We start from the raw sequence: 12,606 nt of genomic DNA on the forward strand, positions 1-12,606 counted from the left end.
AGGCGGGACGCCCTAGTCCCGCCTGAGCCGCGCCGAGGTGTACCGGGTCGCCGCGATCGTCGTCGGGTCCTCCGGCCACGGATGCTTCGGATAGCGGCCGCGCAGCTCCGCCCGCACCGCTCGGTAGCCGTCCTGCCAGAACGACGCCAGATCGGCGGTGACCGCCGCCGGGCGGCCGGCGGGGGAGAGCAGGTGTACGAGGACCGGCACCCCGGCCACCTCCGGTGTCTCGGTGAGACCGAACAGCTCCTGGAGCTTCACCGCGAGCACGGGCTGCGCCCCGCCGTACTCGACCCGGATCCGGGACCCGCTCGGCACCTCGATCCGCTCGGGCGCCAGCTCGTCCAGCCGGGCCGCCTCGCCCGTCGCCCACGGCAGGAGCCGCCGCAACGCCTGCCCGGCGTCGATGCGGGCCAGGTCGGAGCGGCGGCGGGCCCGTGACAGCTCGGGCTCCAGCCATTCCTCGGTACGCGACAGCAGCGCGACGTCCGACACATCGGGCCACGGGACCCCCAGCTCCCGATGCAGGAAGGTGAGCCGTTCGCGCAGCTGCCCGGTCTCCCGGGCCCAGCGCAGCAGGCCGAGCCCCTCGCGCCGCAACCCGTCGACGAGCGCTGCCCGCACCAGCGCGGAGGCCGGCTGATTCAGCGCGCGCACGGACAGTTCGACAGCGCCCAGGCGTTCCACGGAGCGGGCCACCACGTCCTGGCCGTCCCACCTGACCTCCTCGCCCGCGAACCGCAGATGCCCGGCGGCCTGCCGCGCCGTGTCCTCGTCGATGACGGCTGCGAGCCGCACCCGTGCGGACGCCGCGTGCGCCGGGCGGTCAGCGACCGCGACGGCCAGCCAGGGTGCGCTGCGCAGCCGCGATCCGTCCCGCAGCTCTGCGCCCGTCCCCGACGCCATCAGGAACGTTCCTTCGCCGCGGGCCCGCGCCACCCGCTCCGGGAACGCCAGTGCGGCCACCAGGCCGACGGCGGCATCATCCGTGCCGGAACCCGTGCCCGAACCGTCGCGTGCGCCTTCCAGCGACGACGACAGCCGCCGTACCTCCTGCCGCCAGCGCGCCGCGTAGCCGTCGCCGCCCCGCCGGGCGGTACGCAGCGCCACCGCCAGGTCGTCCCCGTACTCCCGCGGCGGCTCCTCGCTCAGCAGCGCCACCACCTCCGCCGCCCGGCGCCCGCCCACCTCGGTCGCGCCGTCCAGCAGCGCGCGGGCGAGCCGGGGATGCAGGCCGAGCCGTGACATCCGTACGCCCCGGTCGGTCACCCGGCCGGCCGCGCCCACCGCGCCGACGGCTGTCAGGACCTCGCGCGCCGCCCCCATCGCACCGGCGGGCGGTGGGTCGAGCAGCGCAAGACCCGACGCGTCCGGATCGCCCCAGCAGGCCGCCTGCAGGGCGAACGCCGCCAGATCGGCCACCTTGATCTCCGGTGACGGGAACCGGGCGAGCCGCCCGTCCTCCGCCTGTTCCCAGCACCGGTACACCGCGCCCGGCGCCTCACGCCCCGCCCTGCCCGCCCGCTGCCTCCCGGTGGCCTGCGAGGCCCGCACGGTCGTCAGCGCACTCAGTCCGCGGGCATGATCGGTACGCGGCTCCCTGGCCAGGCCCGAGTCGACGACGATCCGCACCCCCGGCACTGTCAGCGACGACTCCGCGACGGAGGTCGCCAGCACCACCCGGCGCCCCTCGGACGAGCCCGCCAGCACCGCGTCCTGCACCGCCGCCGGTGCCCGCCCGTGCACCTGCAAGACCTCCGCGGGCACCCCCGCCAGCTGTCCCGCCACCCGGCCGATCTCCCCGACCCCGGGCAGGAAGCAGAGCACGTCGCCGTCCCGCTCGGCGAGCGCCCGGCGCACCACCGAGGCGACATGCGTCAGCAGCGCCGGGTCGACCCGCATCCCGTGCGGCGGCCCGACCGGCCTCACCGGCGGCGCCCACACCACCTCCACCGGGTGCGACACGCCCTGCGCCTCGACCACCGGCGCATCGCCGAGCAGCCGCGCCCACCCCTGTGCGTCCGTGGTCGCCGAAGCGGCGACCAGCCGCAGATCGGGCCGGATCGCCTCCCGTACGTCGAGGAGGAAGGCGGCGACCGTGTCCGCGTCCAGATGCCGTTCATGACACTCGTCGATGATCACCGCATCGACCCCGGCGAGCTCCTGGTCGCGCTGGAGCCGTTGCAGGAGCACACCGGTGGTCACCACCTCCACCACCGTGTCGCGCCCCACCACACGCTCCCCGCGGACCGTGAACCCCACCCGCTCCCCGGTCTGCTCCCCGAGGAGCCACGCCATGCGCCGCGCCGCCGCGCGGGCCGCGATCCGGCGCGGTTCGGCAACCATCACGCGGCGCGCGGGGCCGTCGCCGACCAGGCCGGCGAGGACCAGCGGGACCAGCGTCGTCTTGCCGGTGCCGGGCGGTGCGCAGAGCACCGCGACGCCCCGGTCGTCGAGCGCCTGCCGGAGCGCGGGCACGGCGGTACGGACGGGCAGCCGGTCGAGGGCGTCGGTACGGATCACGCCCCCAGTGTCGTACGACGGGTGCCAGGGCCCGTACGGCGGGAGCGGCCGGTCGCGCACGACCAGGGCTCAGAGCCTGTCGGGTGACTTTCGATCGGAAAGCGGACGCGGTCTGGTGCGTGCGATTCCCAGGCGCTGGAAGGTCCTCGGATGTGGTCTCCCCTGCTCGAACGAAGCTGAGAGCTCGGGGAAGGAGCTACTAGGGCCTTTCGGCAACGCGGGAAGCGTGCGTGCCAGGGCGTGGCCGCCCGATCAGAGGTCACCCGACAGGCTCTCAGCCGTGCCGGCCGGAGCTCACGGCCTCCCCCGCGGCAGGGAGTGGGCTCCCGACGCCCTGCGACTGCTCCCCCGAGCTCTCGGCTTCGCTCGAGCAGGGGGCCCTCTTCGGCGTTGTCGTCGGTCAGCGACTCCCCCATAGCCCGAAAGGCATGGGGGGACCCCCTCCGCGTCGACTCCGCCCTCCGCCTTGCCGTCGAAGCCGCACGACGCCGCTCGCTGATCCACTCCCTGTCGCGGGGAGGCCGTCAGTCCCGTACGCAGACGAAGATCGCCGTGCCCGGGATCAGGTTTCCGCGCAGCGGGGACCAGCCGCCCCACTCCTGGTGGTTCCAGGCGGGCCACTCCGGCTCGACCAGGTCGACCAGACGGAACCCGCCGGCCACCACGTCCCGCACCCGGTCGCCCACGGTCCGGTGGTGCTCGACGTACACGGCGTTGCCCTGCTCGTCCTGCTCGACGTACGGGGTGCGGTCGAAGTAGGAGGCGGCGACGGACAGGCCCTCGGGCCCGGGCTCGTCCGGGAACGCCCAGCGGATCGGATGCGTCACCGAGAAGACCCAGCGGCCCCCCGGGCGCAGCACCCGGTGCACCTCGCGGAAGACCTGTACGGGGTCGGCGACGAACGGCACCGCGCCGTAGGCGGAGCAGGCCAGGTCGAAGGAGCCGTTCCGGAACGGCAGCTTCCCGGCGTCCGCCTCCACCAGGGGCACCTCGTCGCCGATCCGCAGCGCGTGCTGGAGCTGGCGGTGGGAGAGGTCGAGGGCGACGGCACGGGCACCCTGGGCGGCCAGCCAGCGCGAGCACTGCGCCGCGCCCGCCCCGATCTCCAGGATGTCCAGGCCGCTCAGCGACTCCGCGGGGCCGAGCAGGCCGGCCTCGGCCTCGTCGAGGCCCTCCGGGCCCCAGACGAATCGGTCGTCGCCGAGAAAGGCGCCGTGGTCGCTCTGGTACTCGTCGGCGTTCCGGTCCCACCAGCCGCGACTTGCCCGGCTGCTCTCCGCTTCGCCGGCGCTGCGGCGGGTCGCTTCCGGTTCGGTGGTGTAGATCTCTTGGCTCATCGTGTCCGTCGTTGTAGTTTGCCTTCACCCCGCCGCACGCGGTACGTACCTGGGGGTACCCCTGAGTACGGAACCGTACTCACGCAACACGGCCGGAACCGATGTGGCCTCGGGGAACAGGAATTGTGCCGGGTATGGGCCCTTGTGTCCCCCGTGTGCGCCTTCGCGCATTGACCCTGCCCGGCTGCCCCCGTATGCTACAAGTTGCGCTGCGAGCCTGCGCGCCTCAGACCTAGCAGGCCGCGCTTGCGTCTGTTGCATGTCCCCTCGGTTCACGAGGCGCCTCCCGCTCACCGGGTCGGGTGCTTCCTCGGCTGTCCGGCTTCTGCAGAGGCGATACGGGCTCTCGGCGTAGCAGTACCTACGACTCACTGTCCGTACCGGAGCCCTTTCCCACATGACGAGCAGCACCGAGACCACCGCCACCACTCCGCAGGTTGCGGTCAACGACATCGGCGACGCGGACGCGTTCCTCGCGGCGATCGACGAGACGATCAAGTACTTCAACGACGGCGACATCGTTGACGGTGTCATCGTCAAGGTTGACCGGGACGAGGTTCTCCTCGACATCGGTTACAAGACCGAAGGTGTCATCCCGAGCCGCGAGCTCTCGATCAAGCACGACGTCGACCCGAACGAGGTCGTCAAGGTCGGCGACGAGATCGAGGCCCTGGTTCTCCAGAAGGAGGACAAGGAAGGCCGCCTGATCCTCTCGAAGAAGCGCGCTCAGTACGAGCGTGCCTGGGGCACCATCGAGAAGATCAAGGAAGAGGACGGCATCGTCACCGGTACCGTCATCGAGGTCGTCAAGGGTGGCCTCATCCTCGACATCGGCCTCCGCGGCTTCCTCCCGGCGTCGCTCGTCGAGATGCGTCGTGTCCGCGACCTCCAGCCCTACGTGGGCAAGGAGCTCGAGGCCAAGATCATCGAGCTGGACAAGAACCGCAACAACGTGGTCCTGTCCCGCCGTGCCTGGCTCGAGCAGACCCAGAGCGAGGTCCGTCAGACCTTCCTCACGACCCTGCAGAAGGGTCAGGTCCGCTCCGGCGTCGTGTCCTCGATCGTCAACTTCGGTGCCTTCGTGGACCTCGGTGGCGTCGACGGTCTCGTGCACGTCTCCGAGCTGTCCTGGAAGCACATCGACCACCCCTCCGAGGTTGTCGAGGTCGGCCAGGAAGTCACCGTCGAGGTTCTCGACGTCGACATGGACCGCGAGCGCGTCTCGCTGTCGCTCAAGGCGACGCAGGAAGACCCGTGGCAGCAGTTCGCCCGTACGCACCAGATCGGACAGGTCGTTCCCGGTAAGGTCACGAAGCTCGTTCCGTTCGGTGCGTTCGTGCGCGTCGACGAGGGCATCGAGGGTCTGGTCCACATCTCCGAGCTGGCCGAGCGCCACGTGGAGATCCCGGAGCAGGTTGTCCAGGTCAACGACGAGATCTTCGTCAAGGTCATCGACATCGACCTCGAGCGCCGTCGCATCAGCCTCTCGCTGAAGCAGGCCAACGAGGCGTTCGGCGCCGACGCCGCCTCGGTCGAGTTCGACCCGACCCTGTACGGCATGGCCGCGTCCTACGACGACCAGGGCAACTACATCTACCCCGAGGGCTTCGACCCCGAGACCAACGACTGGCTCGAGGGCTACGAGACCCAGCGCGAGGCGTGGGAGACGCAGTACGCCGAGGCGCAGGAGCGCTTCGAGCAGCACCGCGCCCAGGTCATCAAGTCCCGCGAGGCCGACGAGGCCGCTGCTGCCGAGGGCGCTGCCGCCCCGGCCGGTGGTGCCCCGGCTGCCTCCGGCGCCGGCGGCTCGTACTCCTCGGAGTCCGCGGACACGTCCGGCGCCCTGGCGTCGGACGAGGCCCTGGCTGCCCTGCGCGAGAAGCTGGCGGGCGGCCAGAGCTGACGCTCTGACCCTCCGGCCGGTCATCGGCTGCAGTAGTTGACAGTGAGGCCCGCTCCCTTCGGGGAGCGGGCCTCACTCGTTTCCGCGGCCGGGCGGAAGGCGGTCACCGCACTGCACAGGCGCGTTCTGGCGTAACCACCCTGTGAAAGGGCACAGGCCGGGAATGCCTGTGTTCCGCCGGGCGTTCTTCCCCAGGAATACGAGGAGGAGCGGTAACCGTGCCTGATCCGCAGAGTTTGTACGAATGGGAGCCGAAGGGCCTGGCCGTCGTCGACATGGCGCTCGCCCAGGAGTCGGCCGGCCTGGTCATGCTCTACCACTTCGAGGGGTACATCGACGCGGGTGAGACCGGCGAGCAGATCGTGGACGGCCTCCTCGAGACACTGCCGCACCAGGTCGTGGCCCGCTTCGACCACGACCGGCTCGTCGACTACCGGGCACGGCGCCCGCTGCTGACCTTCCGGCGTGACCGCTGGGCGGCGTACGAGACCCCGACGCTGGACGTCCGGGTGGTCCAGGACGCCACCGGGGCACCCTTCCTGCTGCTCTCCGGGCCCGAGCCGGACGTGGAGTGGGAGAGGTTCGCCTCCGCCGTCGAGCAGATCGTCGAGCGGCTGGGGGTGCGTCTCGCCGTCAACTTCCACGGCATCCCGATGGGCGTCCCGCACACCCGGCCGGTCGGCATCACGCCGCACGGCAACCGCACGGACCTGATGCCCGGCCACCGCAGCCCCTTCGACGAGGCACAGGTCCCCGGCTCCGCCGAGGCACTGGTGGAGTACCGGCTGATGGAGGCCGGACACGACGTCCTCGGCGTCGCCGCCCATGTGCCGCACTACGTCGCCCGCTCCGCGTACCCGGACGCCGCGCTCACCGCACTGGAGGCGATCACGGCCGCGACCGGCCTGGTTCTGCCGGCCATCGCGCACTCCCTGCGCACGGAGGCCCACCGCACGCAGACGGAGATCGACCGCCAGATCGACCAGGGAGACGAGGAGCTCGTCTCGCTCGTCGAGGGGCTTGAGCACCAGTACGACGCGCTCGCGGGCGCCGAGACGCGCGGCAACCTGGTCGCGGAACCGGTCGACCTGCCGTCCGCCGACGAGATCGGCCTCGAATTCGAACGGTTCCTCGCCGAGCGGGAGGGCGACGGCTGACCGCCGGCCCGGACGGCGTGACCGGGCCATGACGGCGCGCGGAGGCGGCGCTACTCTCTCGACCATGCTGAAAGTGGGCCTGACCGGCGGAATCGGCGCCGGCAAGAGCGAAGTGTCACGGCTGCTCGTCTCGTACGGAGCGGTGCTGATCGACGCCGACCGGATCGCGCGCGAGGTCGTCGAGCCCGGAACCCCCGGACTCGCGGCCGTCGTCGAGGCCTTCGGCGACGGCATCCTCACCGCCGATGGCACCCTGGACCGGCCGAAGCTCGGCTCCCTCGTCTTCTCCGACGCCGACCGGCTTGCCACGCTCAACGCGATCGTCCACCCGCTGGTCCGCGCCCGCTCCGCCGAACTGGAGCGGGCGGCGGGCCCCGACTCCGTCGTCGTCCACGACGTCCCCCTCCTCGCCGAGAACGGACTCGCCCCGCTCTACGACCTGGTCGTCGTCGTGGATGCCGCCCCAGGGACCCAGCTCGACCGGCTCGTACGGCTGCGCGGCATGACGGAGGCCGAGGCCCGCGCCCGGATGGCCGCCCAGGCCACCCGCGAGCAGCGACGGTCCGTCGCCGATCTGATCGTCGACAACGACGGACCGCTGGAGGCGCTGGAGCCACAGGTCCGCAAGGTCTGGGCGGAACTGACGCAGCGGGCCGCCGCCGTCTCCGGACGGGACTGACACGGCGGGCCGCCGCGGGCCGGTCCACCGGCCGGAATACCGGCACCCGGCCGGACGTTGGAAACGGGTTGACGAAGGGAAGGATGCGACCGTGCCCGAGAGGACCCCGGAAACCCATGTCATCGACTTCCGCGCGGCCGAACGCCTGCTGGCCGCGCGCGACCCGCGGGGCGCGGTCAAATTGCTGGACTCGGTGATCGCGGCCCATCCGGAGAACACGGCCGCCCGTCTGCTGCGCGCACGCGCCTTCTTCGCTGCCGCCCAACTGCGCCCGGCCGAGCTGGAATTCGAACTCGTTCTGGAGCGCGAGCCGGACAACGCGTTCGCGCACTTCGCGCTGGCCCGTACCTTCCAGCGCTCCGGCCGTTCGGAACAGGCCGTGCGTCACTTCCGGCTGGCCGCCGCACTCGACCCGAACCCGGAATATCTGCGGGCGGCCCGCTTCGGCACGGACGGCTGACGCCACGGTCCCGTCCACGAGGATCACGGCTCTCAGAACAGGCCCTAGCTGACCCGCCCCTGATTCCTGTCCCTGACGACTGAGCCCCGCGCCGGGACTCGGAGCTCAGTGCCCGTACCGGCCGCGTCCACCGTGGTCCGGTTCGTACGGGGGGATGTTGCGGCCCGGCTGGTAGTGCGGGCCCTGATGGATGTGGTGGACGATCACTGCCAGATCCACCAGCGTCAGCAGCAGGAGCAGACCGCAGGCCGCGGCCCAACCCGGGCGGCCGACCAGGCTGAAGGCTGTCAGGCCGAATACCGCCCAGGCCATGCCCCATAGACTCAGGCACAGCCGCAGGCGCAGCGGGCTACGTGCGGTCATCGGTTCATTGCCGGTACGCATGGTGATCGCCTCTCCTCCCAGGATGGACCCGCGACGGCGGTTTCGAGTAACGACGACGACAGAATGTGGGGGACCGTCCGTGAACGGCACACCATGGGGGCACAGCGCCACCCGCCGGGCCCGGGTCCGCGGGTCGCTGCTCGGCGGCGCGATCGGGGACGCCCTGGGAAACCCGGTGGAATTCCTGTCGCTCTCCGGTATCCGCCGGGCATACGGGGAGCAGGGCGTCCGGGAACCCGTCGCGGACGGGGACGGGGTCGTCGGCCGGGTCACCGACGACACGCAGATGACCTTGTTCACCGCGGAAGGGCTGATCAGGGCGCACTCCCGGGCCATGTCGAAGGGGATGGGCGGCGCCGAGACCGCCATGGTCCGCAACGCCTATCTGCGCTGGCTCGACACCCAGAACCATCCGGCACCGCCCGCCCGCGACGGGGACGACCTCGTACGGACCGGGTGGCTGCGGCAGCAGCGCTTCCTGTATGCCCGCCGGGCCCCCGGCAACGCCTGCCTCACCGGACTCGCGGCCGGCCACATCCCCGACCCGACGGGACCGATCGGCCTGCCGGGTCCGGTCAACACCGGGTCCAAGGGATGTGGCACGGTGATGCGGTCCGCGCCCTTCGGCCTGATCGGCGAGGGTGCGGCGACCGGCTTCGCGCTCGCCGCCCGCTGCGCCCAGATCACCCATGGGCATCCGACCGGTGCGTTCGCCGCCGGGGCCCTCGCCGCGATCATCGCCCATCTGCTGGAGGGCGATTCGATGGCGGGCGCCGTGCTGCGCGCCATGGAGATGCTGGCGCGCCACCCGGGGCACGAGGAGACGACGGCGGCGCTGCGCGCGGCCGTCGACCTGGCCGCGCAGGGGGCGCCGACCGCCGAGAAGGTGGAGTCGCTGGGGGCGGGCTGGGTGGCCGAGGAGGCCCTCGCCATCGCCGTGTACTGCGCCCTGGTGCTGCCCGGCGCCGACGAGGTGGCGGAGTCGCTGTTGCTCTCGGTCAACCACTCGGGCGACAGCGACTCCACCGGCTCGGTCTGCGGCAACCTGCTCGGCGCCCGCCACGGTGACGTGCAACTCCCTGCTTCCTGGCTCGTGCTGACGGAGGGACGGACCGTGATCACCGAGCTGGCGGATGATCTGTGCCTGGAGTTCGAGCAGGCGGTGGGGTGGCCGCAGGAGCGCTATCCGGAGTGCTGACGGACACCGGGCGGCGAGGAGCCCGGCGCGGGAGGGCGCCGTGTGCCGGGAACCGCACCCAACGGCCGTTCGTTCGGGTGCATATGAGCGGACGACGGGTGCGTGAGGGATATTCGGGGACGGGACCCGGCTCGATCACTCCGGACGGTTGCGCGGTCGAGCTGTACAGACGGCTTTCCGTCGGCGGCGAACCGGATGTGATCGAGGCTGCGGTACCCGCCGGTGCGAGCATTCTCGAACTCGGCTGCGGGGCGGGTCGCGTGACCCATGCGCTGGTCGAGCGTGGCTTCGAGGTCACGGCCGTGGACGAGTCGCCGGAGATGCTGGAACACGTACGGGGCGTGCGTACGGTGCAGAGCCCCATCGAGTCCCTCGACCTCGGCGACGAGACCTTCGACGTGGTGATGCTGGCGTCGTTCCTGGTGCATGCGAGCGAACACCGGGTGCGCGACGGAATGCTGCGCGTCTGCCGACGGCACGTCAGGGAGGGTGGCGTCGTACTGCTGCAGCGTGAGGGCATCGATTATCACACCGATCTGCCGCGGGAGCGTGTCGACGCGTCCGGCTGCACCGTACGGATCGTCTCGGCGGACCCCGTCGGCGACGAGGTGCATGCGGTGCGCGCGGAGTACGTCTTCGACGATGCGCGATGGACCCAGACCTTTCTGTCGCGCCGGCTGACGAAGGAACAGTTCGAGGGGCATCTGGAGGCGGCGGGACTGACCGTGGACCGGTATCTCACGGCTGACGGGGTGTGGGTGCGGGCCCTGCCCATGTAGGGCCTCTCGTTTGGATCATGCCGGGCTCGCGGGGTCTGATCCGGCCTGATCCGAACGAAAGAGCCCAGGCGGGGGAGGAGCGATGAGTTTCGGACGGCGGTGGGGTCTACCCCTGTGTACGCGACACCACGCGACGCTTCTTCGAGGAGACCCCGATGTCCGAGATCAAGACGGCGACGAACGCGACGACCACTGACGCCACGACGGAGAACACGGCACGCAGCCGCGGTGCGGTCGCGCTGGCCGTCGCGCGGGTTGTACTCGCCCTGTTCTTCGCCTTCAGCGCGTTCGCCAAGCTGATCGCCCATGAAACCGCGGTCGAGTCCTTCGACCGCATGGGCTGGAGCCATGGTGCGATGTACCTCATCGGCGCCCTGGAGATGGCAGGTGCCATCGCCCTGCTGGTACCCCTGCTGTCCGGCGTCGCGGCGATGGCCTTCGCCGGACTGCTGGCCGGCGCCTCCATCGTCCAACTGACGCTGCTCGACCCGGTGAACGCGATCATGCCCGCACTGCTCATCGGGCTGGTCGTCCTGATCGCCCGGGAGCAGCGGGACAGAACGGCACGGCTGGTCGCGCTCATCCGCAGGCGTGCATAGGGCGAGCGGCCTCCGTACGTGCACCGCCGCAGCCCGGCACCGAACAGCGTCCCGCGGATGCGCCTCGGTGCCGGGCTGCGGCGGCTCGCCGCCACCGCGGTCAGTGGACCGTGCTGAAGCTGCGCCAGGGGAGGGAAGTCGCTGCGTTCACATCGGTGAACGTGGTGGCGAGGTACGTCGTCCCCGGGCCCGTGCAGTCCTGTGTCCGGTACAGGATGATGTCGATCAGGGTCCCGTTACGCACTGCTTTGGCACCCGGGAAGAGCCGGTGGCAGCCCTTCACCAAGGGGCTGTTCAACATGATCACGGCATTCCGCTCGGTGACGTAGGTGACCGGCCCGACCGCGGTGCGACCGAGACCGGAACAGCCGGCGACGGTGAGGGTCAGCAGCGCGGTCCCGGCTGCGATGCCGAGACGGCGGCGTCGTTGATCGATCAAGGGCATGGGCGGGTCCTCGTCTGTCTCGTCCGGCTCGTCCGTACATCAGGTGCTGACGATGGTCACCCTGCCCGCTCCCGGCCGCGCCGGCATCCGGTGCAGGGCCTGCCGGGTGATCATCGCGTGGGTCGAGGTTCGCCCGGTGTACTTAATGGGCATAACGTGATAATAGCGGCGCAAATAAGGTGTTTCCGGCTTTCAGGGGTCCGTCATGGTCGAAGAACTGGTGGTCGCGATAGCGGCGACGGCGTCCGTGGGTGTGGTCTACGCGTTGGCCGCTGCGCGGATCGTGAAGCAGTACGAACGGGGCGTCGTACTGCGGCTCGGCAGGCTGCGCAACGATGTGCGCGGCCCCGGATTCACCATGATCCTTCCCGGCGTCGAGCATATGCGGAAGGTCAATATGCAGATCGTCACGATGCCCGTGCCCGCACAGGACGGCATCACGAGGGACAACGTGACGGTGCGGGTGGATGCGGTCATCTACTTCAAGGTGGTCGACGCCGCGAGCGCGGTCGTGGAGGTCGAGGACTACCGGTTCGCGGTGTCGCAGATGGCGCAGACATCCCTGCGGTCGATCATCGGCAAGAGTGACCTCGACGACCTGCTGTCCAACCGGGAGAAGCTGAACCAGGGACTGGAGCTCATGATCGACAGTCCCGCGGTGGGCTGGGGCGTCCAGATCGACCGGGTGGAGATCAAGGACGTATCGCTGCCGGAGACGATGAAGCGCTCCATGGCGCGCCAGGCCGAGGCCGACCGCGAGCGGCGCGCGCGGGTCATCAATGCGGACGCGGAGCTGCAGGCATCGAAGAAACTGGCCGAAGCGGCCGGCATGATGTCCGCCCAGCCGGCCGCGCTGCAGCTGCGACTGCTGCAGACCGTGGTCGCGGTCGCGGCGGAGAAGAACTCCACACTGGTGCTGCCGTTCCCGGTGGAACTGCTTCGCTTCCTGGAGCGGGCGCAGCAGCCCGGACAGCTGCAGCAGCAACCGCAGCAACAACCGCAGCCGGAGCCGCAACAGGTGCCGCCCGTGGTGCCTGCGGCCGCGCCTCCGCCTCCGCCTGCACCTGCCGCCGCGCCGGCGGCCTCCGGGCCCACGCGGGTCGCCCGCCCGAAGCCACTCGCCAGGCACTGACCTGAGCGAA

Annotated in this window: 12 protein-coding genes; 8 read left to right on the plus strand and 4 right to left on the minus strand. The window is 71.0% G+C overall.

Annotation, left to right across the window (positions count from 1 at the left end; genetic code table 11):
* Window positions 1-12: 12 nt before the first annotated feature.
* Both hrpB and AB0915_RS08575 read right to left on the minus strand, forming a co-directional pair.
* The gene (gene hrpB, locus AB0915_RS08570) at window positions 13-2,523 is read right to left on the minus strand and encodes an ATP-dependent helicase HrpB (RefSeq protein ID WP_366690358.1); all 2,511 of its coding nucleotides are present in this window, start codon (window positions 2,521-2,523) and stop codon (window positions 13-15) included.
* A 524-nt stretch (window positions 2,524-3,047) separates the two neighbouring features.
* Window positions 3,048-3,860 (minus strand): class I SAM-dependent methyltransferase, encoded by an 813-nt coding sequence (locus tag AB0915_RS08575; protein ID WP_366690359.1) that lies wholly within the window; start codon window positions 3,858-3,860, stop codon window positions 3,048-3,050.
* A 397-nt stretch (window positions 3,861-4,257) separates the two neighbouring features.
* Here AB0915_RS08575 and rpsA point away from each other — a divergent pair, with 397 nt between their 5' ends.
* The 4 genes from rpsA to AB0915_RS08595 all read left to right on the plus strand — a co-directional run bounded on the left by rpsA (window position 4,258) and on the right by AB0915_RS08595 (window position 8,059).
* Window positions 4,258-5,763: a 30S ribosomal protein S1 gene (rpsA, locus tag AB0915_RS08580; protein WP_366690360.1), complete on the plus strand. Its 1,506-nt coding sequence runs from the start codon at window positions 4,258-4,260 to the stop codon at window positions 5,761-5,763.
* Window positions 5,764-5,981: 218 nt separating this feature from the next.
* A complete protein-coding gene (locus tag AB0915_RS08585) occupies window positions 5,982-6,920 on the plus strand; it encodes a PAC2 family protein (protein WP_366690361.1) in 939 nt (312 codons plus the stop codon).
* A 64-nt stretch (window positions 6,921-6,984) separates the two neighbouring features.
* The gene (coaE, locus tag AB0915_RS08590; RefSeq protein WP_366690362.1) at window positions 6,985-7,599 is read left to right on the plus strand and encodes a dephospho-CoA kinase; all 615 of its coding nucleotides are present in this window, start codon (window positions 6,985-6,987) and stop codon (window positions 7,597-7,599) included.
* A 91-nt stretch (window positions 7,600-7,690) separates the two neighbouring features.
* On the plus strand, window positions 7,691-8,059 hold the full coding sequence (locus AB0915_RS08595; protein ID WP_366690363.1) for a tetratricopeptide repeat protein: 369 nt from the start codon (window positions 7,691-7,693) through the stop codon (window positions 8,057-8,059).
* Window positions 8,060-8,164: 105 nt separating this feature from the next.
* On the opposite strand, the gene AB0915_RS08600 is transcribed toward AB0915_RS08595, so the two are convergent.
* Window positions 8,165-8,443: a DUF6343 family protein gene (locus AB0915_RS08600; protein ID WP_366690364.1), complete on the minus strand. Its 279-nt coding sequence runs from the start codon at window positions 8,441-8,443 to the stop codon at window positions 8,165-8,167.
* Window positions 8,444-8,522: 79 nt separating this feature from the next.
* Between AB0915_RS08600 and AB0915_RS08605 the strand changes: the two genes are divergently transcribed.
* The 3 genes from AB0915_RS08605 (at window position 8,523) to AB0915_RS08615 (ending at window position 11,019) form a co-directional block, all read left to right on the plus strand.
* Window positions 8,523-9,641 (plus strand): ADP-ribosylglycohydrolase family protein, encoded by a 1,119-nt coding sequence (locus AB0915_RS08605; RefSeq protein WP_366690365.1) that lies wholly within the window; start codon window positions 8,523-8,525, stop codon window positions 9,639-9,641.
* Between the two features lie 83 nt (window positions 9,642-9,724).
* Window positions 9,725-10,420, plus strand: coding sequence for a class I SAM-dependent methyltransferase (locus AB0915_RS08610; protein ID WP_366690366.1), 696 nt, complete (start codon window positions 9,725-9,727; stop codon window positions 10,418-10,420).
* Window positions 10,421-10,575: 155 nt separating this feature from the next.
* Window positions 10,576-11,019: a DoxX family protein gene (locus AB0915_RS08615; RefSeq protein WP_366690367.1), complete on the plus strand. Its 444-nt coding sequence runs from the start codon at window positions 10,576-10,578 to the stop codon at window positions 11,017-11,019.
* A gap of 100 nt (window positions 11,020-11,119) precedes the next feature.
* On the opposite strand, the gene AB0915_RS08620 is transcribed toward AB0915_RS08615, so the two are convergent.
* Window positions 11,120-11,464 carry a hypothetical protein gene (locus AB0915_RS08620; protein ID WP_366690368.1) on the minus strand — a complete coding sequence of 115 codons (345 nt, stop codon included), beginning with the start codon at window positions 11,462-11,464 and terminating at the stop codon, window positions 11,120-11,122.
* Window positions 11,465-11,669: 205 nt separating this feature from the next.
* Here AB0915_RS08620 and AB0915_RS08625 point away from each other — a divergent pair, with 205 nt between their 5' ends.
* Window positions 11,670-12,596, plus strand: coding sequence for a slipin family protein (locus AB0915_RS08625; RefSeq protein WP_366690369.1), 927 nt, complete (start codon window positions 11,670-11,672; stop codon window positions 12,594-12,596).
* Window positions 12,597-12,606: the final 10 nt, after the last annotated feature.

Source organism: Streptomyces sp. NPDC048411, from assembly GCF_040704695.1.
GTDB lineage: Bacteria > Actinomycetota > Actinomycetes > Streptomycetales > Streptomycetaceae > Streptomyces.